The organism is Arthrobacter wenxiniae (genome assembly GCF_013376105.1).
GTDB lineage: Bacteria > Actinomycetota > Actinomycetes > Actinomycetales > Micrococcaceae > Specibacter > Specibacter wenxiniae.
In genome coordinates, this window is the sequence record NZ_JAAMFM010000002.1 from 208778 (window position 1) to 232344 (window position 23567).

The following is a 23567-nucleotide window of genomic DNA, read 5'->3' on the forward strand; positions in this document are numbered from 1 at the left end:
GCCTGCTACAGCGTGCCGGCGGCGAGCGCCTCCGTGATGTCGCGGACGGCGCCCCGCGGCCCGGCCACAAACCAGTCCAGGCCGTTGACCCGCACCACGCCCGTGTCCCCGCCCGCCGCACGGACGATCCCCTTGCCGGGGAGCCAGTCCCAGGCCGGGCAGCTGTGCTGGAACCAGACGCCCAGCTCACCCTGGGCCACGCGGCCCAGGTCGCAGGAGCCCGATCCGAGCATGCGCAGCGTGGCCGGGAGCCGGGCGGCACGCTGCCACGGGACGGCCGCGCGGGGTTCGTCCAGCCAGCCGGGGTGGATGTAGGTCACGCCGGCGAGCACCCCCACGTCCTGGCGGGCGTCCGCCGCAACGCGCCCCGCGTTCAGGGTGGCCGGCTGCAGCGATCCGCCCAGCCACAGCTTGTCCTCCTGGGGCTGGTAGATGGCGCCGAGCAGCACGTCCGCGTCCGCGAGCCCGCCCGCGCCGTGCCCACTGGCGCCCTGCTCCGAGGCGGGGTCCACGCCCCAGGGGGTCCCGGCGTCGTGCCCCCCGTCCGTGAGGGCGAGCGCCGAGCACCAGTAGCTGGAGCCGCTGAAGAAGTTCCAGGTGCCGTCCACGGGGTCGACCACCCATGTGCGGCCGGAGGTGCCGGCGTGCGCGGCCCCCTCCTCGCCCACAATGGAGTCGTGCGGGCGGCAGCGCAGCAGCTGCTCAACCACGTAGCTTTCGGCCGACACGTCCGCGGCCGTGACGACGTCGGCCACATTGGTTTTCTCCGTGGCCGTGCCCCGCAGCGCGTCCAGACCGCGGTTGCGCATGTCGAGGGCGAGCCGGCCGGCGTTGCGCACCAGCGCCTCGGCGAGTGCGGCGTCGGTCAGGCGGGGGTCCAGGTTTTCGGCCATGGGGCCACCCTAGCCCGGCGGCGCCGCACCGGTCACGGAAAAGGGCCCGGCCGAACTGGGCAATAATGGATGCATGGCTAAAACTCCCGCCCAGCGCGCCAGGAAATACGGCGCGGCCGCCACGCCCCCGAGTGCGGCAACGGTCAATGCCAGCACGCGGCGCACGCCCGCAAAGGCCCAGGGCAACGCCAACCTGATCCTGATCGCCGGCTCCGTGGCCAGCCTGTTCCTGTTCTGGTACTTCCACCTGCTCACGCTCAACCAGATGACGGACCTCTCCGGCGGCCTGGCCATGCCCGACTCCATGGTGTTCGGCTTCCAGAGCGCCCACGTTGAAGCCCTGCGCCACGCCATGAATTCGGATGCGATGGGCCAGCTGCAGTTTGTGCACAAGACGGCCGGCACCCTGTTCCCGCTGGTGTTTGGGCTGTCCGCCATGACGCTCATAGCCGTCAACGTGGCAAAGAAGTGGTTGAGGCGCCTGCTGTGGGTGTTCCCGGTGCTCTTCGCCGGCGCCCAGCTGTGGGCCAACGTGGCCATCGACACCATGCTGGGCGCCAAGGCGCTCGACGCCGGACAGGTCACCCTGGCCTCGGTGCTGGTGGTGGCGTCGTGGTCGCTGCTGGTGGTTTCCCTGGCGGGGCTGGGAGTTGCGCTGTTCGCGGGGCGGAAGAAGTCCACACCCGTGCCGGACGCCCCTGCGGCCGCCTGATGTCCGGGGTCCCGCTGCCTCCCCCGCGTGCACGGTTTTTGCTTGATAACCGGTTCCGCTAGGCTGGTTGACGCGCCTCTGTAGTCCAATGGATAAGACAGCCCTCTCCTAAAGGGCAAATCCGGGTTCGATCCCCGGCGGGGGCACTCATCTGCGCACCACGTGCTGCGCGCGGGCACCGGCCCACCGTATTCCGGCATTCTTCTGGGGCAGGGACCGTTCCATGGGCACCAGCAACACTGCACGCGGGGCAGCGGCCTCCCTGGCCGCATCGGCCCTGTTCGCCGTCATTTTCCTCGTGGCCGGTTCCCTGACGGGCTGGGGCTCCGGGGAGATCTTCGGGTGGCGGGTGGTGTTGACCCTGGCCACCCTGGCGGTGATCCTGCCTTTGATGGCGCGCGGCCGCGCCGAAATTGCCGCGTTGGCGTCGCTGGTCCGTCGCAGGCCTTCGATGCTGCTCCCCGGCGCGCTTGCCACTGCCGTGGTGGGCGTGCAGCTGTGGCTGTTCATGTGGGCGCCGCTGAATGGGATGGCCCTGTCCGTCTCTTTTGGCTACTTCCTGCTCCCACTGACCATGGTGGTGGCCGGGCGGCTGTTTTTCGGCGAACGGCTCAGCGTGCTGCGCCGGCTTGCCGTGGCGGCCGCGGCGCTCGGGGTGGCGCACCAGGCGTTTTCCGAAGGCGGCCTCGCCTGGCCCACCCTGGCGGTGTGCCTGGCCTATCCCGTGTATTTTGTGCTGCGCCGCAAGCTGGGCACCGACACGCTCGCCGCGTTCTCCGCCGAACTGTTGGCCATGCTGCCCCTGGGCATCTACTTCATCCTGGCCGGCCCGCATGGCATCTTGGGCCCCGGCGTGCCGGGTGCCGCTTCCGCCCCGGTCCCCTGGGGTGCCGGCTTGTGGAGTTCCGGCTATGCGGGTGTGGGCGCCATCGGCGTTCTCGGCGGGGCGGCCATGCTGTTTTACCTGCTGGCCAGCAAGTGGCTGCCGCTGTCCCTGTTTGGGCTGCTCAGCTATGTCGAGCCGGTGCTGCTGGTAGGGGTGTCGCTGCTGCTGGGCGAACACCTGGGCTGGGCCGCGCTGCTGACTTACGGGCCCATCCTGCTGGCGCTGGTGTTGCTGGCCGTCGACGGACGCCGGTCCTCGCCGCGACCTGTCACTTGACGGTGTTCCGGCGCATCTGCCCTTGAGTGCCCGTTGGCGCGGCGCCCGCCCGCCGGGTCCGCCGCCGTCGTGCGTGCTGGGACTGCGTGCTGGGACAATGGAACATGACCATCGCCAAGACCATCGTCCTGTTCGTCCTGGCCGCGGCCGCCGAAATTGGCGGGGCCTGGCTGGTGTGGCAGGCGGTGCGCGAGAGCCGGCCCTGGTGGTGGGCCGGGCTCGGCATCGCTGCCCTGGGCGCCTACGGCTTCATCGCCGCGTTGCAGGCCGACGCAAATTTTGGCCGGGTCCTGGCGGCCTACGGCGGCGTCTTCATTGCCGGTTCCCTGGCGTGGGGCATGATTTTCGACAAGTTCATGCCCGACCGCTGGGACGTCATCGGCGCCGTGGTCTGCCTGTTGGGGGTGTCCATCATCATGTTCGCCCCGCGCCCGGCCTGACCCGGCGCAATCCCCGCATTATCCGCACCACCAAAATCCGCAGTTCAGATAAGGCGGTTCTGGGCCAGTGTCCCCAATCGGCGGTGCAGGTGAGGCGGGTTCGGCGGGCGCCGAAGGCGGGTTCGCTAGGATCGAAGGCGTGAAGAACGTTTTGCGGGTATCGGCCGTCTGCGTCTATGACCCCGACGGGCGCATGCTGACCGTGCGCAAGTCCGGCACCAGCAAGTTCATGCACCCCGGCGGCAAGCCCGAGCCCGGCGAGAGCCCCGCGGAGGCCGCCTCCCGCGAGCTGGCGGAGGAAACCGGCATCACCGTTGCCCCGGCAGACCTTGAACCCATGGGAACCTGGACCGGCACGGCCGCCAACGAATCCGACACCGACATCGTGGCCACCGTCTTCACGGCGCCGGGAACGTGGGCCGCCGCAGGCATCGAAGCGGCGGCCGAGATCGCCGAGCTGCGCTGGCTGGATACCGCCCGCGCCGCCGATTTTGACGACCTTGCCCCGCTCCTGACCGAGTACGTCCTTCCCCGGATTGCCCCCTGGCTCCAACTGTGACGCACTCGTTGCTGAAAACCCGCCTGAAAGTGGCAACAAGTGCGCCATGGTTGGGAGGCGGTCAGCTGTCCCCGGGAGTCGCGGCGTCCGCCACGGCCGCCACGGCCTGGGCAAACTGGGTGTCGTGGAGCTCGGCGTAGCGCCCGCCCCTGGCGATGAGCTCGTCGTGCGTGCCCCGTTCGACGATCTGCCCGGCCTCGACCACCAGGATGGCGTCGGCCGAGCGGATGGTGGAGAGCCGGTGCGCGATGACGATGGCTGTGCGCCCCTCAAGCGCCTCCCCCAGGGCGGCCTGGACGGCGGCCTCGTTCGTGGAGTCCAGGGCCGCCGTCGCCTCGTCAAGAATGACGACGGCGGGCTGGACCAGCAGGAGCCGGGCGATGGTCAGGCGCTGGCGTTCGCCGCCGGAGAGCCGGTAGCCGCGCTCCCCCACCACGGTGTCCAGCCCGTCGGGCAGCGCCTCCGCAAAGGCGGCCAGCCGGGCCCGGCGCAGCACGTCCCAAATTTCGGCATCCGTGGCGTCCGGTTTGGCCAGGCGCAGGTTGGAGCGGATGGATTCGTGGAACAGGTGCCCGTCCTGGGTGACCATGCCAACGGCGGCGCGGAGCCCGTCGAAGGACAGGTCCCGCACGTCGGTGCCGCCAATGCGCACGGCCCCGGAATCGACGTCGTACAGGCGCGAGAGCAGTTGGGCGATGGTGGACTTGCCGGCGCCGGAAGAGCCGACCAGGGCAATGGTCTGGCCGGGTTCGGCTCGGAAGGAGATCCCGTGCAGCACCTCCTCGCCGCCGCGGGTGTCCAGCACGGCCACGTCCTCCAGGGAGGCGAGCGAGACCTTGTCCGCGGACGGGTAGGCAAACCGGACGTCGTCGAACACCACGCCCAGCGGCCCGGGCGGGACGGGCACCGTTAATGGCTTTTCCGCGATGAGCGGCTTCAGGTCCAGGATCTCAAACACCCGGTCAAAGCTGACCAGGGCGCTCATGATGTCCACGCGCGCGTTGGCGAGCGCCGTGAGCGGAGCGTAGAGGCGGGTCAGCAGCAGCGCCAGCACCACCACGTCGCCGGCGTTAAGCGTGCCGCCGATGGCCAGCGCGCCGCCCAGCCCGTACACCAGGGCCAGCGCCAGGGAGGAGACCAGCATCAGGGCGGAGAAGAAGACGAACTGCATGACGGCGGTGCGCACGCCGATGTCGCGGACCCGGCTGGCGCGGGAGGCGAACTCGCGCGATTCGTCGGCGGGCCGGCCGAACAGCTTCACCAGCGTGGCGCCCGGGGCGGAAAACCGTTCGGTCATCTGCGTGCTCATGTCCGCGTTCAGGTTGGCGGCCTCGCGCCGCATGCCGGCCAGGCGGCTGCCGAAGCGGCGGGCGGGCATCAGGAAGATGGGCAGCAGCACCAGGGCCAGCAGCGTCACGAGCCACGAGGTGTTCAGCATGACGATCAACGTCAAGACCAGCTGCACGGAGTTGGACACGATCCCGGACAGCGTGCCGGAAAACGCCTGCTGGGCGCCGATGACGTCGTTGTTGAGCCGGCTGACCAGGGCGCCGGTGCGGGTGCGGGTGAAGAACGCGATGGGCATGCGCTGCACGTGGTCGAACACGGCGGTGCGCAGGTCCAGGATGACGCCTTCGCCCAGGTTCGCGGAGATCCACCGGATCACCAGCGACAGTCCGGCGTCGAGCACGGCCACCAGGGCGATGAGCAGCGCCAGGTTGACCACCACGTCCACGGCGGCCTTGGCCACGATCGCATTGACCACGCGTCCGGCCAGCACCGGGGTGGCCACGGCGAGCGCGGCCGACACCACGGACAGCACCACAAACACCAGCAGCTTGCGGCTGTACGGCTTGGCGAACGCCACCGTGCGGCGCAGCGTGTCCTTGGAGATGCCGCCATTGCTTTTGTCGGATCGCATGGTGCTCCACAGGGAGCTCCAGACGGCGCCTTCCATACTCATGCGGGATTCCTTAATAGAGGGTTGGGCAAGCTACCAGCTTAAGCCACCGGCAGGCCCCAGGGAATTCCCGGTTCCCGCTTTCCCCCGGGTCGTTGCCAGGGATTTTCCCCGCGGACGACGCCGGGGCTGCCGCGGCCAGGGGCGCGGCCGCCGTCCGGGGGGCGGACAGGGGCGTCACGGCGCCTAATGCAGCCGCACCCCGTGAGTCAAATCACGGCCGCCCCGCGGGTGTAACGCGGTGACATATTCCCTCTTCCCATCCGCCGGCCCAGTGGTAACCTCCAAGGACGGGCGCCCCGCACCCCGTCCATTGCCGCGGGACAGACTTGCGGACATTTTCCGCGTTGACCTTGAAGGAACCCAGGAACATGAATCGTCGTACTTTTGGACTTGTCGGCATGCTCGCAGCGGCTTCGATTGCCCTTGCCGCGTGCGGAGGCACCTCCGGCACCGGCGGTTCCACCGGCGCGTCCGCCGGCGGTGACACCTCGCTGAGCAGCATCAAGTCCGCCGGCGAGATCACGTTTGCGACGGAGGGCACCTACAAGCCCTTCAGCTACCACCAGGGCGGCGCCGGGGAACTGACCGGCTACGACGTCGAGGTGGCCAAGGCCGTGGCTGCCAAGCTGGGCGTCAAGGCAAAGTTTGAGGAGACCCAGTGGGACTCCATCTTTGCCGGGCTGGAGGCGAGGCGCTTTGACGCGATCGCCAACCAGGTCACGGTGAATGCGACACGCCAGGCCAAGTACGAGCTCTCCGACCCGTACACCGTCTCCCAGGGCGTCATTGTCACGAATGCGGACAACTCCTCCATCAAGACCTTTGACGACCTCAAGGGCAGGACCACTGCCCAGTCCCTGACCAGCAACTGGTACACGCTCGCGAAGGACAGCGGCGCCAACGTGGAGCCGGTGGAGGGCTGGGCCCAGTCCGTGTCGCTGCTGAAGGACGGGCGCGTCGACGCGATTGTCAACGACAAGCTGACGTTCCTTGACTACCAGGTCACCAACCCCAACTCCGGCCTGAAGATTGCCGCCACCACCAAGGATTCCTCCGATTCCGCATTTGCCTTCCACAAGGGTGCCAAGGCCCTCGACGCGGCCGTCAACACGGCGCTGAAGGAGCTCGCCGCGGACGGCACGCTGTCCAAGCTCAGCGAAAAGTACTTCGGCCAGGACGTGTCCAAGTAGGGGCCGGTCCACGGGCGCTAGAGTTCACCCATGGACTTTAACTTGTTTTGGAGTTCGCTTGGGCCCATGGCCCTGGGCGCCCTCCAGGGCACCATCCCGCTGGCCCTGGCGTCCTTTGCCATCGGCCTGGCCCTGGCCCTGCTCGTCGCCATGCTCCGCATCAGCCGGAACAAGGTTGCCAACGGGGTGGGCCGGTTCTACGTCTCGGTCATCCGCGGCACGCCACTGCTGGTGCAGCTGTTCGTGATCTTTTACGGGCTCCCGGCACTGGGCGTCAAGCTCGATCCCTGGCCCAGCGCCATCATCGCCTTCTCCATGAACGTGGGCGGCTACGCGGCGGAAGTGATCCGCGCGGCAATCCTCTCCGTGCCGCAGGGCCAGTGGGAGGCCGGGCACATGATCGGCATGTCCCGCGGGCAGACCCTGCTGCGCATCATCCTCCCGCAGGCCGCGCGCGTCTCCGTCCCGCCGCTGTCCAACACCTTCATTTCGCTCGTCAAGGACACGTCCCTGGCGTCCCTGATCCTGGTCACGGAGATGTTCCGGGTGGCGCAGCAGGTGGCCGCGTTCAGCCAGGAATTCATGCTGCTCTACGTTGAGGCGGCGCTCATCTACTGGGTGATCTGCCTGATCCTGTCCACGGCACAATCACAGCTGGAAAAGAGGCTGGACCGCTATGTCGCCCACTGACGGCCAGGGGAACGCGGTCCTGCGGGTCCGCGGCCTGAACAAGTCCTTCGGGTCCAACACGGTGCTGCGCGGCATCGACCTGGACGTCCCCCGCGGCAAGGTGGTGGCCCTGATCGGCCCCTCCGGCTCGGGCAAGACCACCATCCTGCGCTCGCTCAACGGACTGGAGACGCCCGACGCCGGGACCGTCACCGTGGGAGCCCGCGGAACGGCCGGGAACGGCGCGAACGGCGCCGGAGGAGGGGCCGGCGCCGTGCCCCAGCTGCCGGAACTCACGCTGGACTTTGGCGCGAAAGTCACGCCCAGGGAGGTTGCGGCGCTGCGCGACCGCAGCGCCATGGTGTTCCAGCACTACAACCTGTTCCCGCACATGAGCGTGCTGCAGAACATCATCGAGGGGCCCGTCCGGGTGCAAAGGCGGCCCCGGGCCGAGGCCGTCGCGGAGGCCGAATCGCTGCTCGAGCGCGTGGGCCTGCTGGAGAAGAAGGACGCCCACCCGTTTGAGCTGTCCGGCGGGCAGCAGCAGCGCGTGGGCATTGTGCGCGCCCTGGCGCTCAAGCCGCAGCTGCTGCTTTTCGACGAGCCCACCTCCGCCCTGGACCCCGAGCTGGTGGACGACGTCCTCGTGGTCATCAAGGAGCTTGCCGAGGAGGGCTGGACCATGGTGATCGTCACGCACGAGCTCGCCTTCGCCCGGCAGACCGCGGATGAGGTCGTGTTCATGGATGGCGGCGTGGTGGTGGAGCGCGGCCCGGCCAGCCAGGTCCTGCGCACCCCGCGGGAGGAGCGGACCCAGGCGTTCGTGCGCCGGCTGCTGCACGAGATCTAGCCCCGCGCCTCCCCGCCTGCACCCCGATGCCTGCCTGCAACCGGGGCACTTTTCCCCGCCGCGCCCCCACGTGGCCGGCGGGCGTCAGTCGGCGATCCGGCCGTCGTGCGTGTACACGTTCAGGGTCTTCCCGCGGCTGAACCCGACCAGGGTCAGTCCGGACTCGCGGGCCAGCTCCACGGCCAGGGACGACGGCGCGCTCACCGCCGCGAGCACCGGCACCCCCGCCATCGCGGCCTTTTGGACGAGTTCAAACGACGCCCTGCCGGAGACCTGCAGCACGGAGTTGGCCAGGGGAAGCCGGCGCTCCCGGAATGCCGCGCCCACCACCTTGTCCACGGCATTGTGCCGGCCCACGTCTTCGCGCAGCGACAGCAGCTCGCCGTCGGGGGCGAAGAGGCCCGCCGCGTGGACGCCGCCTGTCTTCTCAAAAAGCCTTTGCTGCTCCCGCAGCGCCTCCGGCAGCGACGCCAGCACCTCGGCCTTGACCAGCGGCTGGTCCACCGGGGAGCCGATGGGGTGGTGCGAGGACTTCCGCACGGCGTCGATCGAGGCCGTGCCGCAGATCCCGCACGCGCTCGTGGTGGTCACGTTGCGCCGGGCGGCCAGGTCCGGCAGGACAACGTCGGGGCGCAGCTGCGCCTCCACCACGTTGAACGTCTGCTGCCCGTTCTCGTCCTCGCCGGCACAGAACCGCAGGGAGATGAGCTCATCGGCATCGTGGACGATCCCCTCGGACACCAGAAAGCCGGCCACCAGGTCAAAATCGTCACCCGGCGTGCGCATCGTGACGGTAAAGGGCTCGTGGCCCAGCCTGATCTCGAGCGGCTCCTCCGCCGCCAGGGCCTCCTCGCGCACCACGCGGCGGTGCCCCGCCACGTCAATCCTTGTTGCCTTCACTCGCTGAATCAGGCGTCCCACGGGTCCTCCAATTGACTGTGCCCCTCCCCTCAAGCGTAGATCCTCCGCCGGGATGGCACAGCCACCCGGGGGCGTCCGCGTTCGTGGGCGGCGGTGCCGTGAAAGGCTGGGCTGTCAGGAGCTGGGCTGTCAGGAGCTGGGGACGAGGGCCCCGATGAGGCCGAACAGGTTCTTGGGATCGTCGGGGTTGGCCACAAGGTCGATCTCGTCGAAGAAGTCCGTGCCGGCGACGGCGTCGCGCACGTACCGCAGGGCCGAGAAGTCCTCAATGGCAAAGCCGACCGAATCAAAGATGGTCACCTGCCCGGCGGAGGTGCGCCCGGCGGACTGGCCGGTGAGTACCCGCCAGAATTCGGTGACGGGGAAATCGGCGGGCATCTGCTGGATCTCACCCTCGATGCGGGTTTGGGGGTCGAATTCGACGAAGACGTCGCCGCGGCCCAGGATGGCCGGATCAAGCTCGGTCTTGCCGGGGCAGTCCCCGCCCATGGCGTTGATGTGCACCCCGGGCTTCACCATGTCCGAGGTGAGGACGACGGCATTCGACTTGTCCGCGGTGCAGGTGGTGATGATGTCCGCGCCGCTGACGGCATCGGCGGCAGAAGAGGCGACGGCGATGTCAAAGCCGAGCGGGCCCATGTTGCGCACATACTTTTCGACAGCGGCGGGATCGGTGTCCCACACTGAAACCTTGTCGATGCCCAGCACGCCGCGGAACGCCAGTGACTGGAACTCCGACTGGCTGCCGGCACCGATGAGCGCCAGGCGCGTGGAATCGGGGCGGGCCAGCTTCCGGGCCACCATGGCCGACGTCGCCGCGGTCCGGAACGCCGTCAACAGGGTCATTTCCGAGAGGAAGGTGGGGTAACCGTTGCTGACGTCGGCCAGGACGCCGAAGGCCGTGACCGTCTGGAAGCCACGGGCGGGGTTGGACGGGTGCCCGTTGACATACTTGAAGCCGTACGTTTCGCGGTCGCTGGCGGGCATCAGCTCAATGACGCCAAAGGGCGTGTGGCTGGCAACTCGCGGCTTCTTGTCGAACTCCTCCCAGCGGCGGAAGTCTTCCTCAACATAGCCCACCATTTCGGCAAGGATGTGTTCCGTCCCCAGGGCGGCAGCCCACCTGACCATGTTGCCTACATCCACAAAGCGCGTCATTGCGACCCTTTCTCACACCATCGACACTCCCACTCTAGGGTTCGTCGAACTGCACATTCAATGGGCAGAAAACCAATATTCAGCATAGTAACTGCGCAAAGTGACCCATGCATTAGTACAATGTGTCCATGGGTGTGATGGATGATCTGGACCGGCGGCTGCTGTCCGCGCTCCGCGGGAATGGCCGGGAGCCGGTGGCAGCCCTTGCCCGGCGCCTGGATGTCTCCCGGGCCACCGTCAACAGCAGGCTGGACCGTCTGGTGGCCTCGGGCACCATCGTCGGCTTCTCCGTCCGGGTCCGCGACGAGACGGATCCGCTCTCGATCCGGGCCATCTCGCTGCTGGAGGTTGAGGGACGGGCCACGGACAAGGTGATCAGGGCACTCAAGGGCCTGCCGGAGATCCGGGCCCTGCACACCACCAACGGCGCCTGGGACCTGGTGGCCGAGCTTGCCATGGCGGACCTGGCGGCCTTCGACCAGGTCCTGGGGCGGATCCGTTCCATCGAGGGGATCGTAAACAGCGAAAGCAGCCTGCTGCTCAGCTCCGTGCTGCGCTAGCAGCAGGCGGCGGGGCCGCGGCCGGATCCAGTCCCGCCAGGCAAGGTCGGGGCGGTGGAGGTGCCCGTCCACCCACGGTTCACGCTGACGTTCGGGCTGCGGGATGTCCCTGTCCACAATGATCGGGCGGGTCCGTGATCCTCCCGGCGACCCGCTTCCGCCGTCGAGCGCCTGGCGGACCCGTGCTGCCCCGCGCGAAGCGGGCGCGCGGGCTGGCCGCCACGGTCCCCGCGGACCAGGACGCGGACCAGGACGACGCCGGCACCTCCCGTGCCGCTGCCCTCCCCCGGGGGCGCCCGACCCGTTGAGGTCGTCATCGCCAACCTCAACGACGCGGGATGTCGTCATCGCCAACCTCAACGACGCGGGATGTCGTCATCTCCAAGCTCAACGGATGGGTGGCCGGCGCTGTCGCCCCACTCCCAGCTGCCGTCGCGCAGCCACGCGAGGGTCTGCGGCCAGAACGAGTCGCGGTACCGGCTGTGGAACAGGGCAAAATGGCCCAGCGAGGCACGCCCATACGCTGATGGATGAAGCTGGAAGATCCGCGCGGGGCTGTGCGGCGTGTAGGCCACGGCCCGCTCCATGGCGGCGACGGTTGCGTAGGCGTCGTCGGTGGGCGCGAGGGCCAGCAGGGGCGCCGTGACGGCGGCCTGGTGCGCCCGGAGGGCGCTGCGCACGGCACCGGCCGCCGCCGTCGTAAAGTCCTTGCGGCTGCGCGCCCAGTCCAGGGCCACGCCGGCCGGAAGGTCCTCCATGAGGCCCAGCCGCTTCGCCGGGAAATAGCCGAAGATCCCCACCAGCGGGAACATCAGGAGGGCGCGGCCCCAGTGCCCCAGCTGGTGGCGGAGCCGGAGGTCGCGCCAGTAGGCGTGCTGCGCACCAACGGTCAGGATGCGGCCCAGACCGGAGGCGTGGGCGGCCAGCCCCACGCCGTAGCCGCCGAAGCTGTGGCCCACAAAGTGCACGGGCAGCCCGTCCGCCTGCGCCAGTGCCCACGCCAGCACGGCGTCGATGTCCAGCGAGCCCCACTCGTACCAGCGCACGCGCTGCCCGCGCAGCGAACCACCGCGGGATCCGCCGATCCCCCGGTAGTCAAAGGTGACCGCCGTGAAGCCGTTTTCCGCCAAATACTCCGCGTACCGGCGGTAGTAGCCGGCCCTGACGGCCGTGGCGCTGGCAATGACCACCGTTCCGCGCCGTTGGGCGCCGTCGGGGACGGGGAACAGCTGCCCTGCCAGCTCCCGTCCGTCCGTGCAGGCAATGCTTATTTCCACGGCAGTCCCAGTGCGGTCAGGGCCTCGCCCATCTTGGCCCCGTGCGGCGGCACCACCATGAGGCCGTCGGCGGCCGCCAGGCCGCGCATCATGGCGGAGTCGGTGTTGGCGCAGGGCGACGCCAGCCCGTAGACCAGCCGGTACGGCACGATCCTCGTGGGGCCGTGATACTCCTTGATCGGCGAGCCGCACGCCACCTCGAACGTGGGCGGCATGGGGCTGCTGCCCAGCCTGGCCAGGAGGGGCGCGCCCACGGTCAGCAGCGCGACCATGGCGGCCAGCGGGTTGCCCGGCAGGCCCACCAGGAAGCGGCCGTCGGGGAATTCGGCGAGCAGGCTCGGGTGGCCCGGGCGCATGGCGATCCCGTCGATGTGGAAGATGCCGCCCATCCGTTCGATGGCGGGACGCAGGAAGTCGGCGCTGGAGCGTCCCGTGGCGCCTGTGGTGACGACGACGTCGGCCGGGTTGCCTTCCGCATCCGCCAGCGCCTCGAGCGTCGCCGCCAGGTTGTCGGCGGCGCGCCGCAGCCCGACGACGGTGCCCCCCAGCAGTTCGACCACGCCGCCCAGCTGGGGCGTGAACGCGTCGCGGACCCTGCCCGGCGCGGGAATGCCGGACTGCACCACCTCATCGCCGGTCAGCACCAGCTGCACCGCCGGGCGACCCAGCACGGACAGCGTGTCCAGCCCGCCCAGCGCGGCAAGGGAGATGTGGGCGGGGTTCAGCACCGTCCCGGCCTTGGCCAGCAGCTCCCCCTGCGCCGCCTCCTGCCCGGCGGGCCGGATGTGCTGGCCGTTTTTCGGTTCCCCGGGGCGGGCGGCGCCGCCAAGCACCAGGACGGGCAGTCCGTCGTCGTCCGTGGAGAGCAGGCCGGCCTCACTGCGCAGGACGGCCTTGGCGCCGGGCGGGAGCAGGCCGCCGGTGACGATGGGCACGGCCTGCCCGGGGGAAAGGCGGCGGCCGGGTTCGGCCAGGATCCACGGCGGGCTGCCCGCCACGGCCCAGCCGTCCATCGCGGAGGAGGCGTAGTGCGGCATGGGTTGGAGGGCAAAGACATCGGCCGCCAGCTTCCGTCCGGCCGCCTGGGCCAGCGCAAGGTCAAGGGCAGGCAGCGGCCCCGCCACCGTGAAGGCCGTGGCCCGGGCTTCCTCCCAGGTGTGCGGCAGGACGCGCTGCCCAGGGACGGCGGCGTCCGGTTCGCCGGCGGGCCCTTGCGCATCGACTGGCACGTGCGGCACCTATTCGGCGGCGGGGGCGGGCGCTTCAGCCCTGGCCAGCTGCTTGGCCAGGTCCAGCGCCGACGCCATCGACTGGGCGGAGCCGGCCTGGCCCGATCCCGCCGCCAGCCCCGCGGCCAGGCCTGCCACGAAGGTGGTCAGCGGCGCCGCCGGGCGCACCACCGAATGGGCGGCCACCCCGGCCAGGTTCAGCACGGCATGCATGTCCACCTCGATGTCGGCAATCTCAAAGGCCGCCAGCAGCTTGGCCAGCCATGCTTCCAGCAGCTCGTCGTTGTTTTCCATGTCCATGGCCTTCCCGCCCCGGTCCCCCGGGGCAGCTCAATCCGGGGCGCCGATTCCGTGCAGGCGGGCGTCGTCCCAGGTGTCGATGTCCGCCGCCAGCCCCGCCGGCACGGCACATTCCCTGATGCTCACACTAGCAACCAGGGAGAAAACGGAGGCATTCACCAGGCGGTGCGCCGCCCGGGCGGCGTCCACCGACGCACGCAGCGGCGCCAGGGGGTAGATGGCGGCCAGGGGCTGCCGCCGCCCGCCATCCACGGCCATGACGCCCTCCGCCTCCCCGCATGCGGTTGCGGCCTCGGCCAGCAGCGCCGCCAGCCGGCCGGCGTCCGGCATGTCGCACGCCAGGACCAGCACCCGCCCCCGGGCGCCGTCCAGCGCGCCCAGGCCGGCGGCCAGGCCCGCCGCGGGACCGGAAAACGGCGGGTCTTCCTGCACCAGCGCCAGTCCGGGGGGCCGCGCGCCCGGCCCGAGCCACCGTTCCACCAGCTCCACGGGACCGACGACGGCGGTTCTCCCCCGTGCGCAGCCCGCCCCTGCGGGCGTCACGGCCTGGGCGGCACGGACGGTGCGCAGGAGCAGTGTCGCGCCGCCCACTCGCAGGCCGGCCTTGGGCACCCCGCCCAGGCGCCGGGAAAGCCCCCCGGCCAGGATCACGGCCTGCACGGTCGCCTGCTTCCACTGTTCATGGGACCCATGCTAGCCCGCGCCACGCCGCATCCGGACAGGCGTGCCTGCCCGTGCCAGGGCATGGCCTCCTGGGCCGAAGGCATAAACTTGCATTCACTGCATATTTTCAGGAACTGCAATTATGCCGGGCGGGTGCCCGGCGGAGGGGCCCCGGACCGACGTCGGCCACGGGCCGCAACCCGGCCGCCACCGCCGTCCCAGAACCACCGCCGTCACAGAACCACCGCCGTCACAGAAAAGGGAGCCAGATGCCACGCGACGTGTCGTCACCTGCCGCCCCCGGGGACACCCTCCGGGCCCGCAAGCGCGCCGCCACGCGGCTGGCCATCCGGCGCGCCGCCATCGACCTGGCCCTTGAGCACGGGTACGACAACGTCACGGTGGACATGATCTGCGAGGCCAGCCTGGTCTCCCAGCGCACCTTCTTCAACTACTTCGGCTCCAAGGAAGGCGCCTTTCTCTCCGGCGCGAAGGCCCTGCCGCCACCCGATGTGGTGCGGGCGTTCATCGACGGCACCGGCTCCAGCGTCTTCGCCGACCTCTTCACCATGATTGCCGGGACCGTGGTGGACATCGACGCAAACCTGGAATTGTTCCGGGCCCGCCACCAGCTGATCCACCAGACCCCGGAACTCCTGAACCAGGAAAAGGCACGCATCGGCGAGACGGAAGACGCCTTCGCCGGCTTCGTCATGGACCGCTTCCATTTTCACGGCCGCACCGAGGCGGACACCCCGGACCTGGAGGACGAAGCCCGGATGGTGGTTGCCCTGGTCTTTGGCGCCATGCGTTTCGTCATGCAGAAGTGGGTGGCCGGCAATTTCACGGAAACGCGGGAGGAGCTGGTGCGGGCCGCCTCGGGGCTCATCCAGCGCATCACGGCCAACGAGCACTGGCCGTAGTGGCCGCCGGCGCGCCAGGCCGGCGGCAGCAGCGCCGTCGTCCGTGCAACGCCACACGCAAAAGAGCCCGCACCCTCCCCACGCAAGGACCACCCCATGGCCACAACCACCCGATCCGCGGCACCGCCCGCCACGTCCGACCGCCGCAGCATCCTGCTGGTCTTTGCCGGGCTCATGCTGACCATGCTGCTGGCCTCGCTGGACCAGACCATCTTCAGCACGGCCCTGCCCACCATTGTTGGCGAGCTCAACGGCGTCAACCTGATGTTGTGGGTCATCACCATCTACATCCTGGCCTCCACCATCATGCTGCCCATCTACGGCAAGCTGGGCGACCTCATGGGCCGCAAGGGCCCGTTCATCACCGCCATCTCCATTTTCATCCTGGGCTCGATCATCGGCGGCTTCGCCCACGACATGACCTGGCTCATCATTGGCCGCGGCGTGCAGGGGCTGGGCGGCGGCGGGCTGATGCTGCTCTCGCAGGCCATCATCGCCGACGTGGTCCCGGCCCGGGAGCGCGGGCGGTACATGGGCATCATGGGTGGCGTCTTTGCGCTGTCCTCCGTGGCCGGCCCGCTGCTGGGCGGCTGGTTCACGGACGGGATCGGCTGGCGCTGGGGCCTGTGGATGAACATTCCGCTGGGCGTCCTGGCCATAGTCTCCGCAGTGTTCTTCCTGCGGCTGCCGGCCCACCGACGCAAAAGGGCCCGCGTCGACGTTGCCGGCATGGCGCTGCTGGGCATCACCTCAACGCTGCTGGTGCTGGTGAGCACCTGGGGCGGCACCAAATACGACTGGAACTCCCCCCAGATACTGGGCATGGGCGCCGGAACCCTGGCGGCCGCCGCCGCCTTCATCTGGGTTGAGCACAACGCCGAGCACCCCATCATGTCGCTGCACCTGTTCAAGGACCGCAACTTCAACCTGACCACGGCGGCCGGCCTCATCACCGGGATTGCCATGTTCGGCACGCTCGCCTACCTGCCCACGTTCCTGCAGATGGTTACGGGGGCCAACGCCACGCAGGCCGGCTTCCTCATGATCCCCATGATGGCAGGGCTGCTGGTGACTTCGATCGTCTCCGGCCAGCTGGTCAGCAGGACCGGCCGGTACAAGTGGCTGCCCCTCACCGGCATGTTCATTGTGGCGGGGGCCCTGGTGCTGCTGTCCACCATGACGGCCGCCATGCCCGTCTGGGTCATTTGCGCCTACCTGGCCATCATGGGGATCGGGCTCGGCACGTGCATGCAGATCCTGGTGCTGATTGTCCAGAACCAGTTCCCCAATTCCGAGGTAGGGATGGCCACCGCGTCCAACAACTACTTCCGCCAGATCGGTGCCTCGCTCGGGTCGGCAGTGGTGGGCAGCCTCTTTGCCCACCGCCTGGCCCAGCTGCTCACCGAGCGCCTGTCCGATGCCGGGGCCCACGCGTCCGGCGGCATCAACTCGCTGACCCCGGCCATCGTGCGCCGGCTTCCCGAGCAGCTGCGCGGGACAGTGGTTGGCGCCTACAACGACGCACTGACGCCCATTTTCCTGTTCATGGTGCCGCTGCTGTTGCTGGCCGCGATCCTGCTGTTCTTCATCAAGGAGATCCCGCTGGCCACCACCATTGATCGGGAGCCCGCCGAACCCGGGGCAGTTGACCCGGAAGCTGCCAATCCGGGGGCCTCCGTGCAGCTTGGTGAGCGCCTGCAGCCCACCGGCGGCGGAGCCGCGGTTCCGGCCACGGTGCCTGCCGCCCACCCGGTCACGCCCCGGCATCGGGGACCGCAGCCTGGATAGGACGGCGGCGGGCGGGGCACGACGGAGGCCGTGCGGGGGTTGCCGAAAGGTGGGCTTCACGCTGTGGGGCTGTCCATGCCGCTCTCGTCGTTGCGCGGCGCCCGGGTGCTTGCCGCCTCGAGGCGGCACACAGCTTCACGTGGCGGCCGGGATGCGGGCAGATGGCACGCCGGGGCCCATCCCGGCCGCACGGGTGCAGGAAGGGCCCCGTCCACCGGACGGGGCCCTTCCTTATTGCAGTGCTTGGTGCCGGCTTGCTCAGTGGCCCATCGCGATGAAGACGGGGGCCGAGCCTCCGACGTTCACCGACCAGACAACCGTGCTGCCGTGGAAGCCGCCGTGGACTGCCTGGCCGTTGCCAATGTAAACGGCGATGTGGGCCATGCCCACGCCGCCGTCCGCGTAGTAGATGAGATCGCCGGGCTGTGCCTCAGCCTGGGAAACCGTGCGGCCCAGGGAGAGGTAGCCTGCCGGCCAGCCGTGGTAGTTGATGCCGGCTGCTGCCAGCGAGTTGGTGACCAGCATGGTGCAGTCCTGGGCAACGCCGAGCTGGGCCAGGGCCGCAGCGGCGATCGTGGCGCCAATGCCGCTCTTTGCCACAGGGGCGGGAGCTGCCTCGGTGGTGGTGACGGTTGCTGCAGGCGCTCCGGCAGCAGGCGTCTGGACAACTTCATTGCTCTGGACCGCCACGGCGGGCGCCTCAACAACGGGGGCCGGGGTGGAGGTCACCTTGGGGGTTGCAAAGGAGATCTTCACGGTGGAAGCCGCAGTCACTGCGGAAGCAAGCTGCGTGTTCTGGCTGAGCGTGGTCCCGGCGTCGGAGGCACGCTCCACGGTGGGCGTGGCGGCGTTGGCTGCGATGCCGGAAGTAAGGACCAGTCCGGAAGCTGCTGCGATTACAGCGGCCTGGCGTCCGACACCACCGACATTGGAGCTGACGGCTTTCGTGATGACGGAGATCGGGCTGGTCTTAACAACCTCGGCGCGGTGGCGCCCGAGGGCAGTGTTTGAAGACAAGAAGGATCCTCTCCCAAAGCCTGCGAGGTAAGCTGTCGGATTCGGATGGGAGTCACCCGGCCGCTCCACACCCCTGCAGGGAAGTTGCTTCCCTGATGGATGCTTCGCGGCTTCACCCCTAGGGCTTCAGAAACGAAGCCCGATATTGGTTCCCCCGCCCCTGCCAGACGATTGATACGAACGGACCGTGAGCGGTGGCAGAGCTAGGCAATCCACTCACAGGCGCCAGCTTGATTCGAAGTTGGCGCGGTTACGACGGTACAACAGATTTTTGCCAATGTCACGTTCAGGTCACGGCCGTGTCTCTAAGTCGTGACCTGGACCCCCTTGTGGAGGGACTAGAGCCAGCCCAGCGGGTCAACCGTCTCGTCATCGACGATGACCTCAAAGTGGAGGTGGCAGCCCGTGGAGGCGCCCGTGGTGCCGCTGAGCGCCACCTGGTCGCCACGCTGGACCTTCTGCCCCACTTTGACGCCGATCGAGCTTAGGTGGTTGTACGACGTCGAGAGCCCGTTTCCGTGGTCAACCACCACCCGGTTCCCTCCGCCAAAGGGATGCCACCCGGCAAAGGTCACGGTTCCCCCGGCAGCGGCGAAGACGGCGGTGGAACACTGCACGGCATAGTCCTGCCCGGTGTGCATTTCACCCATCGAGCCCGTGAGCGGGTTGATGCGCGAGCCGAAGGGGGATGTGGGGGTGAGGACCTTCAAGGGCGCGGCCAGCGTCCCCTTGGCCGCCTGGGGCGTGACGTTGGAGGCCTCGACCTTCAGCTTTTCCTTCAACTGGCCGTCGGGGTTCAGTGCGCTGCCAATGGCCGGCGCGGCAAAGCTGATCGGGACGTCGGAGGCGGCCGTCACCACGGTTTCCGGGCTTGGCACCGGCGCGCTGTCGACACTGGCCAGCGAAATGCCCGTGGCGGAGGGAACGGTGACGGCAAGGGCCAGGCCCGTGGCCGCCAGCGCAATGCCGACCTTCTGGCCGGCCCCGTGGGCAATCCCGGCCCGGATCAGGGCGCCCAACGTGCCATGGGGTGCAATGGCGGAGCGTTCGGCCGCGAGCACTTCGCGGCGGGTAAGCGGGACGGACGCGATGGGCTGGGCGGGCGGAGAAGCCGCCCGGCGGCGTCCGCGCTGCATGACCTCTGACACTAAATACCTCTCTGAGAAGCACCTGCGGGGTTAGCTGTCGGATTCGGATCAGAGAGTGCAGCTTTTGATCCGGCCAGGTCCGTGGCACGCGTCAGTCTCCCCGGACAGTACCCGCCAAAGGCAGGGTGCATCGATGAGTTGCGAGTGGTTTGAATCCCGGCTTCACCCCAAGGCGGACTGGTCGGCCCGCCGCTTGTGGTTCCCCCGTCCTTGCCTGAAATTGCTCATGTCCGCACGCTGAAGGCAAGGCTCGGTGTCAGGGTACGGTAACGCTTTGGTTACAGCGTCAAGTAGCTACTATACGGTAGAAATGGTGACCGTGATAATTCCGTTACATTTGCGGCGGGTCGCGTCAAACGCGTGACGCGCGGCGCCCGGTTCGGCACCTAGCTCATGGAGACAAAAACGTGCGACGCCACCTCGGGCGGCAGCTCGAGCGCACCGTCAATGCCGGGAACGCGCACCGAAATGTACTCCCCGACCTGGGCCAGCGAAATGCTGGCACCGGGTCGCAGGCCGCCCTCGTCGAGCTGGGTGAGCAGCTCCGGTTCCACCTGGATGCGCTCGGAGAGCCGGTGGATGGTGACGGACTGCTCCGGGGAATAGGTGGACATGGCCTCCACCAGTGTCACCAGGCCCGCTGCGAAGTCCGGGGCCACCTGTCCGCCGAGCTCCTCCAGACCGGGGATCGGGTTGCCGTACGGAGATTCGTGCGGCTTTCCGAGCAGCTCAAACAGGCGCTGCTCCACCCGCTCGCTCATGACATGCTCCCAGCGGCACGCCTCATCGTGGACATAGGCCCAGTCCAAGCCGATCACGTCGGCCAGCAGCCTCTCGGCCAGGCGGTGCTTGCGCATGACGCGCGTGGCCTTGTCCCGGCCGGGAGGGGTCAGCTCGAGGTGGCGGTCGCCGGAGACTATGACCAGGCCGTCCCGTTCCATGCGCCCAATGGTTTGGGAGACGGTGGGACCGGAGTGGTGCAGGCGCTCGGCGATGCGTGCCCGCAGCGCCACGATGTTCTCTTCTTCCAGCTCCAGGATGGTGCGCAGATACATTTCCGTCGTGTCAATCAAATCTGTCACGTCAGATTCCTCCTGAGGTTGAGCGAGATTCCGGGCACAGGCCTTTTGCCTCTACGTTATCCTGCTTAATACAAGGGAGGAAAACCTCCCCTTGCTCCAGTTGTGTACCCTGCGCCCGCCCGGCAGCAGAAGAATGTTTCACGATGCGGCCTGCATTTCAGGATGGGCCGGCGGTTGCGGCAGAATTGGCCGCAGGCCCTTGGCGCCTTTGAATCCATCGCACAATTTTTGGAGCAGCCCGTGAGCGAATCCACGCCCCTCACCATCCCCGCCAACCTGCGTCCGGCAGACGGCCGCTTTGGCGCGGGCCCCTCGAAGGTCCGTCCGGAGCAGGTGTCGGCCCTGTCCGCCGCGGGTGCGTCATTGCTGGGCACCTCCCACCGCCAGGCCCCCGTAAAGAAGCTGGTGGGCGAGGTCCGCAGCGGCCTGGGCGAGTTCTTCAACGCCCCCGACGGCTACGAGGTCATCCTGGGCGTGGGCGGCTCCACAGCGTTCTGGGACGTGGCATCGTTTGGCCTCGTGGAGAAGAAGGCCCAGCACCTCTCCTTTGGCGAGTTTGGCTCCAAGTTTGCCGCGGCCACCAACAAGGCCCCGTTCCTGGACCCCTCCTCCATCATCACCTCGGAGCCCGGGACGCGCCCCGAGGCGGCGGCCGAGGCGGGCGTCGACGTTTACGCCTGGCCCCAGAATGAGACCTCCACCGGCGTGGCCGCCCCCGTGCAGCGCGTTGCCGGGGCCGACGACGGCGCGCTGGTCCTGGTCGACGCCACCTCCGCCGCGGGCGGCCTGCACGTGGATGTAGCGCAGGCCGACGTCTACTACTTTGCCCCGCAAAAGAACTTCGCGTCCGACGGAGGACTCTGGCTTGCGCTGTTCTCCCCCGCCGCGCTGGAGCGCGCCGCGCGCATCGGCGCAACCGGGCGCTGGGTGCCGGACTTCCTGAACCTGGGCACGGCCATCGACAACTCGCTGAAGAACCAGACGTACAACACCCCGGCCCTGGCGACGCTGGTGACGCTCAACGAGCAGGTCAGGTGGCTCAATGAAAACGGCGGCCTGGACTTTGCGTCCAAGCGCACCGCGGACTCCGCCGGCCGCCTGTACTCCTGGGCCGAGGCGTCCGGCGTGGCCACCCCGTTCGTGTCGCGTGCCGAGGACCGCTCCAATGTGATCGTGACGATCGACTTTGACGAGTCCGTGGACGCGGCCGCCGTGGCCAAGGTACTGCGCGCCAACGGAATTGTGGACACCGAGCCCTACCGCAAGCTCGGCCGCAACCAGCTGCGCATCGCCACGTTCGTGGCGATCGAGCCGGACGATGTCACGGCACTGACCAGGTGCATCGACTTCGTCATCGAAAACCTCTAAGCCCCGGCCCAACAGGGCCCTGGCTGCCGCGCCGGACGGACGACGGCGGCCAGGGCCGTCGGGCGGGTTCCTCCCAGAAGGCGTCCAACTGCTCCTGATTGGAGTAGTGCCCCCGCACTTCCCGGATCAGGCCGTCCTCCACGTGCATCAGCTGGCAGCCGGTGATGTCCAGCACCCGCCCGCCGAAGTCCCCCGTGGCGTGCTGGACGGCCACGACGTAACGCTCGCCCACGGCGACGTCGAGCAGTTCAGCCTTGAAGGTGCCGCCGGACAGCGGCCCCAGCTTCACGAGGAACTCATCCCGGATGGCGGGCCAGCCCACGTGGTCGCCGGCAATCGGCCCCGTTCCTGGCAGGTGCCACAACGCATCGGGCGCAAAACACGACTCGGCCTTGGCCAGGTCACGCTCCGCGACAGACTCGTAGAAACGCCTGACCACGTCCGCTGCCGCATCATTCATGCCCACAGCATGTTCCCGCGCCCGTGTTGGCGTCAACAACATCTTTTGCGGACCGGCCGCGACGGGGCCCGGCGAGCGGGACGGCCTCGGCCGGCGTGGGGCGGGTCAGGCCTGCGGTGCGCCGCCGGCGCCACCCGGGGACCCGGCGTCGTGCCCGGACTCCCCTGACCCACCGGAGTCCCCGGACTGCCAGGATTCCTCCTCCGCGGCGCCGCTGGCGGAATCCCCTGCGCCGGATTCCTCCGGCTCGTCCGCCTTGGCGTCCTCCGGGCGGACCCGCTCGGCCCACGGGACCCACGGCGGGGCCAGGATGGATCCGTTGGTCGGGAGCAGGCCCACTTCGTTGACGGTGGCGTCCTTGGAGCGCGAAACGCGGGTCAGCGTCGCGAACCACTGCCACCCGGCATAGCCGGGGAGCCTGCATTCAAAGAGGTGCGTGACGGTCCGGACGCCCTCGCTGCGCACGGCGGCGTGCGGGCCGATGTTGGCGTCAGCGGCGATGTCCAGCACGGCGCTGCGGGCCACGTCCGCGGCCGCGGCAAGAAAGGCGTCGGGCTTGCCCACCCGCCAGACGGGGACCCCGGGCCGGGGCACTGCGTCAACGGCGACGGCGTCAACGGCGGAGGCACCCGCCGTCGGCTCGGCGTCGGCGTTCCGGGCGGCCGCCGTGGCGGGCTCGGTGGGAAATTCTGTCATCGTGGGCACCGTCATGCGTCGAAGTTGTCGGCAACCTTGCGCAACGCCGCGGCAATCTTGCTCGCGTCGCCTTCAGGGTACTTGCCGTTGGTCAGGGATCCTATGGAGTGTTCCAGCAAGGTCGCCAGGTCCTGCACGATCGGGGCGAGGTCGCGGGCAGGCATGCGCTTGGCCTTGGCCACGGACGGGCCGCGGTCCAGGATCTTCGCAGCCATCGCCTGGGCACCCTTGCGCCCGTCCGCCACGCCGAACTCCATGCGCATTCCAGGCTTGATTTCACCGGCGTCGGGCGCGAGGGCATTGGCGCGCAGGAAGACTTCCTTGCCGTCATCGGCGGTCAGGATGCCGAAGCCTTTTTCGTTGTCGTACCACTTCACTTTGCCGATCGGCACTTGCTTTACCTCGTTAATTCTTCTGTAGGAACCATGCCCGGCGGCTGCACGGCGGTGGGCCGGACGCACCCTGGACCGTGAAATGTGCATCCACTGCTGGCGGGGCCGGGGCGTGCCGGTCCAGTCCCTTCAAGGTTACCGCGTCCG

25 protein-coding genes, 1 tRNA gene and 2 riboswitches are annotated in these 23567 nt (G+C 68.9%); of the genes, 12 read left to right on the forward strand and 14 right to left on the reverse strand.

Annotated features, from left to right (window positions below; genetic code table 11):
- Nucleotides 1–5: 5 nt before the first annotated feature.
- Nucleotides 6–893 (reverse strand): inositol monophosphatase family protein, encoded by an 888-nt coding sequence (locus tag G6034_RS02645; RefSeq protein ID WP_176633539.1) that lies wholly within the window; start codon nt 891–893, stop codon nt 6–8.
- Between the two features lie 73 nt (nt 894–966).
- On the opposite strand from G6034_RS02645, the gene G6034_RS02650 reads away from it, so the two are divergent.
- The 5 genes from G6034_RS02650 (at nt 967) to G6034_RS02670 (ending at nt 3766) form a co-directional block, all read left to right on the forward strand.
- Complete coding sequence (locus G6034_RS02650; protein ID WP_176633540.1) at nt 967–1605, forward strand: hypothetical protein; 639 nt, start codon at nt 967–969, stop codon at nt 1603–1605.
- A 74-nt stretch (nt 1606–1679) separates the two neighbouring features.
- A tRNA-Arg gene (locus G6034_RS02655) sits at nt 1680–1751 on the forward strand.
- Between the two features lie 77 nt (nt 1752–1828).
- Nucleotides 1829–2767 (forward strand): EamA family transporter RarD, encoded by a 939-nt coding sequence (gene rarD, locus G6034_RS02660; RefSeq protein WP_176633541.1) that lies wholly within the window; start codon nt 1829–1831, stop codon nt 2765–2767.
- A gap of 104 nt (nt 2768–2871) precedes the next feature.
- A complete protein-coding gene (locus tag G6034_RS02665; protein WP_176633542.1) occupies nt 2872–3207 on the forward strand; it encodes a YnfA family protein in 336 nt (111 codons plus the stop codon).
- A gap of 139 nt (nt 3208–3346) precedes the next feature.
- The gene (locus G6034_RS02670) at nt 3347–3766 is read left to right on the forward strand and encodes an NUDIX domain-containing protein (RefSeq protein ID WP_176633543.1); all 420 of its coding nucleotides are present in this window, start codon (nt 3347–3349) and stop codon (nt 3764–3766) included.
- Between the two features lie 61 nt (nt 3767–3827).
- On the opposite strand, the gene G6034_RS02675 is transcribed toward G6034_RS02670, so the two are convergent.
- Nucleotides 3828–5729: an ABC transporter ATP-binding protein gene (locus G6034_RS02675; protein ID WP_176633544.1), complete on the reverse strand. Its 1902-nt coding sequence runs from the start codon at nt 5727–5729 to the stop codon at nt 3828–3830.
- A gap of 368 nt (nt 5730–6097) precedes the next feature.
- On the opposite strand from G6034_RS02675, the gene G6034_RS02680 reads away from it, so the two are divergent.
- Genes G6034_RS02680 through G6034_RS02690 form a run of 3 tightly spaced genes read left to right on the forward strand, consistent with a single transcriptional unit; the run spans nt 6098 to nt 8438 of the window.
- Nucleotides 6098–6919, forward strand: coding sequence for an amino acid ABC transporter substrate-binding protein (locus G6034_RS02680; protein WP_176633545.1), 822 nt, complete (start codon nt 6098–6100; stop codon nt 6917–6919).
- Between the two features lie 30 nt (nt 6920–6949).
- The gene (locus tag G6034_RS02685; protein WP_176633546.1) at nt 6950–7609 is read left to right on the forward strand and encodes an amino acid ABC transporter permease; all 660 of its coding nucleotides are present in this window, start codon (nt 6950–6952) and stop codon (nt 7607–7609) included.
- A complete protein-coding gene (locus G6034_RS02690; protein WP_176633547.1) occupies nt 7596–8438 on the forward strand; it encodes an amino acid ABC transporter ATP-binding protein in 843 nt (280 codons plus the stop codon). Before G6034_RS02685 ends, G6034_RS02690 begins: the two co-directional genes overlap by 14 nt.
- An 84-nt stretch (nt 8439–8522) precedes the next feature.
- Here the strand turns inward: G6034_RS02690 and fdhD are convergent, their stop codons facing one another.
- Both fdhD and G6034_RS02700 read right to left on the reverse strand, forming a co-directional pair.
- Nucleotides 8523–9359 carry a formate dehydrogenase accessory sulfurtransferase FdhD gene (gene fdhD, locus G6034_RS02695; RefSeq protein ID WP_176633548.1) on the reverse strand — a complete coding sequence of 279 codons (837 nt, stop codon included), beginning with the start codon at nt 9357–9359 and terminating at the stop codon, nt 8523–8525.
- Nucleotides 9360–9488: 129 nt separating this feature from the next.
- Nucleotides 9489–10517, reverse strand: coding sequence for an ornithine cyclodeaminase (locus tag G6034_RS02700; protein WP_176633549.1), 1029 nt, complete (start codon nt 10515–10517; stop codon nt 9489–9491).
- A gap of 128 nt (nt 10518–10645) precedes the next feature.
- On the opposite strand from G6034_RS02700, the gene G6034_RS02705 reads away from it, so the two are divergent.
- Nucleotides 10646–11077 (forward strand): Lrp/AsnC family transcriptional regulator, encoded by a 432-nt coding sequence (locus G6034_RS02705; RefSeq protein WP_176633550.1) that lies wholly within the window; start codon nt 10646–10648, stop codon nt 11075–11077.
- Nucleotides 11078–11433: 356 nt separating this feature from the next.
- Here G6034_RS02705 and G6034_RS02710 read toward each other — a convergent pair whose 3' ends face one another.
- From G6034_RS02710 to mobA, 4 genes are read right to left on the reverse strand one after another with little or no spacing between them, the layout of a single operon-like run.
- The gene (locus tag G6034_RS02710) at nt 11434–12354 is read right to left on the reverse strand and encodes an alpha/beta fold hydrolase (RefSeq protein WP_176633551.1); all 921 of its coding nucleotides are present in this window, start codon (nt 12352–12354) and stop codon (nt 11434–11436) included.
- Nucleotides 12345–13583 carry a molybdopterin molybdotransferase MoeA gene (locus G6034_RS02715; RefSeq protein WP_176633552.1) on the reverse strand — a complete coding sequence of 413 codons (1239 nt, stop codon included), beginning with the start codon at nt 13581–13583 and terminating at the stop codon, nt 12345–12347. The genes G6034_RS02710 and G6034_RS02715 overlap by 10 nt, the downstream gene beginning before the upstream one ends.
- Before the next feature lie 9 nt (nt 13584–13592).
- Nucleotides 13593–13877 carry a DUF6457 domain-containing protein gene (locus G6034_RS02720; RefSeq protein WP_176633553.1) on the reverse strand — a complete coding sequence of 95 codons (285 nt, stop codon included), beginning with the start codon at nt 13875–13877 and terminating at the stop codon, nt 13593–13595.
- A 36-nt stretch (nt 13878–13913) separates the two neighbouring features.
- Complete coding sequence (gene mobA, locus G6034_RS02725) at nt 13914–14543, reverse strand: NTP transferase domain-containing protein (RefSeq protein ID WP_176633554.1); 630 nt, start codon at nt 14541–14543, stop codon at nt 13914–13916.
- A 272-nt stretch (nt 14544–14815) separates the two neighbouring features.
- Here mobA and G6034_RS02730 point away from each other — a divergent pair, with 272 nt between their 5' ends.
- Nucleotides 14816–15469, forward strand: coding sequence for a TetR/AcrR family transcriptional regulator (locus G6034_RS02730; RefSeq protein ID WP_176633555.1), 654 nt, complete (start codon nt 14816–14818; stop codon nt 15467–15469).
- A 96-nt stretch (nt 15470–15565) separates the two neighbouring features.
- A complete protein-coding gene (locus G6034_RS02735; RefSeq protein ID WP_176633556.1) occupies nt 15566–17257 on the forward strand; it encodes an MDR family MFS transporter in 1692 nt (563 codons plus the stop codon).
- A gap of 258 nt (nt 17258–17515) precedes the next feature.
- Here G6034_RS02735 and G6034_RS02740 read toward each other — a convergent pair whose 3' ends face one another.
- The 3 genes from G6034_RS02740 to G6034_RS02750 form a co-directional block, all read right to left on the reverse strand.
- The gene (locus tag G6034_RS02740) at nt 17516–18274 is read right to left on the reverse strand and encodes an NlpC/P60 family protein (RefSeq protein ID WP_176633557.1); all 759 of its coding nucleotides are present in this window, start codon (nt 18272–18274) and stop codon (nt 17516–17518) included.
- Nucleotides 18275–18277: 3 nt separating this feature from the next.
- A riboswitch (cyclic di-AMP (ydaO/yuaA leader) is annotated at nt 18278–18454 on the reverse strand.
- Nucleotides 18455–18612: 158 nt separating this feature from the next.
- On the reverse strand, nt 18613–19422 hold the full coding sequence (locus tag G6034_RS02745; RefSeq protein WP_343037907.1) for a M23 family metallopeptidase: 810 nt from the start codon (nt 19420–19422) through the stop codon (nt 18613–18615).
- Nucleotides 19423–19424: 2 nt separating this feature from the next.
- Nucleotides 19425–19657: riboswitch (cyclic di-AMP (ydaO/yuaA leader) on the reverse strand.
- Nucleotides 19658–19808: 151 nt separating this feature from the next.
- A complete protein-coding gene (locus G6034_RS02750; RefSeq protein WP_176633558.1) occupies nt 19809–20504 on the reverse strand; it encodes an iron-dependent transcriptional repressor DtxR in 696 nt (231 codons plus the stop codon).
- A 240-nt stretch (nt 20505–20744) separates the two neighbouring features.
- Between G6034_RS02750 and serC the strand changes: the two genes are divergently transcribed.
- On the forward strand, nt 20745–21872 hold the full coding sequence (gene serC / locus G6034_RS02755; RefSeq protein WP_343037908.1) for a phosphoserine transaminase: 1128 nt from the start codon (nt 20745–20747) through the stop codon (nt 21870–21872).
- Here the strand turns inward: serC and G6034_RS02760 are convergent.
- The 3 genes from G6034_RS02760 to G6034_RS02770 form a co-directional block, all read right to left on the reverse strand.
- The gene (locus G6034_RS02760) at nt 21856–22332 is read right to left on the reverse strand and encodes a nuclear transport factor 2 family protein (RefSeq protein ID WP_176633560.1); all 477 of its coding nucleotides are present in this window, start codon (nt 22330–22332) and stop codon (nt 21856–21858) included. The genes serC and G6034_RS02760 overlap by 17 nt on opposite strands.
- A 105-nt stretch (nt 22333–22437) precedes the next feature.
- Nucleotides 22438–23028 carry a DUF3027 domain-containing protein gene (locus G6034_RS02765; RefSeq protein WP_176633561.1) on the reverse strand — a complete coding sequence of 197 codons (591 nt, stop codon included), beginning with the start codon at nt 23026–23028 and terminating at the stop codon, nt 22438–22440.
- A gap of 11 nt (nt 23029–23039) precedes the next feature.
- Nucleotides 23040–23420 (reverse strand): cold shock domain-containing protein, encoded by a 381-nt coding sequence (locus tag G6034_RS02770; protein WP_176633562.1) that lies wholly within the window; start codon nt 23418–23420, stop codon nt 23040–23042.
- Between the last annotated feature and the right edge of the window lie 147 nt (nt 23421–23567).

Coding starts and splice junctions, on each gene's coding strand:
- G6034_RS02645 (WP_176633539.1), bottom strand. CDS start 893: ATGGCCGAAAACCTGGACCCCCGCCTGACCGACGCCGCACTCGCCGAG.
- G6034_RS02675 (WP_176633544.1), bottom strand. CDS start 5,729: ATGAGTATGGAAGGCGCCGTCTGGAGCTCCCTGTGGAGCACCATGCGA.
- G6034_RS02735 (WP_176633556.1), top strand. CDS start 15,566: ATGGCCACAACCACCCGATCCGCGGCACCGCCCGCCACGTCCGACCGC.
- G6034_RS02700 (WP_176633549.1), bottom strand. CDS start 10,517: ATGACGCGCTTTGTGGATGTAGGCAACATGGTCAGGTGGGCTGCCGCC.
- rarD (WP_176633541.1), top strand. CDS start 1,829: ATGGGCACCAGCAACACTGCACGCGGGGCAGCGGCCTCCCTGGCCGCA.
- G6034_RS02730 (WP_176633555.1), top strand. CDS start 14,816: ATGCCACGCGACGTGTCGTCACCTGCCGCCCCCGGGGACACCCTCCGG.
- G6034_RS02720 (WP_176633553.1), bottom strand. CDS start 13,877: ATGGAAAACAACGACGAGCTGCTGGAAGCATGGCTGGCCAAGCTGCTG.
- G6034_RS02760 (WP_176633560.1), bottom strand. CDS start 22,332: ATGAATGATGCGGCAGCGGACGTGGTCAGGCGTTTCTACGAGTCTGTC.
- G6034_RS02705 (WP_176633550.1), top strand. CDS start 10,646: ATGGGTGTGATGGATGATCTGGACCGGCGGCTGCTGTCCGCGCTCCGC.
- G6034_RS02690 (WP_176633547.1), top strand. CDS start 7,596: ATGTCGCCCACTGACGGCCAGGGGAACGCGGTCCTGCGGGTCCGCGGC.
- G6034_RS02650 (WP_176633540.1), top strand. CDS start 967: ATGGCTAAAACTCCCGCCCAGCGCGCCAGGAAATACGGCGCGGCCGCC.
- G6034_RS02680 (WP_176633545.1), top strand. CDS start 6,098: ATGAATCGTCGTACTTTTGGACTTGTCGGCATGCTCGCAGCGGCTTCG.
- G6034_RS02765 (WP_176633561.1), bottom strand. CDS start 23,028: ATGACAGAATTTCCCACCGAGCCCGCCACGGCGGCCGCCCGGAACGCC.
- G6034_RS02665 (WP_176633542.1), top strand. CDS start 2,872: ATGACCATCGCCAAGACCATCGTCCTGTTCGTCCTGGCCGCGGCCGCC.
- G6034_RS02685 (WP_176633546.1), top strand. CDS start 6,950: ATGGACTTTAACTTGTTTTGGAGTTCGCTTGGGCCCATGGCCCTGGGC.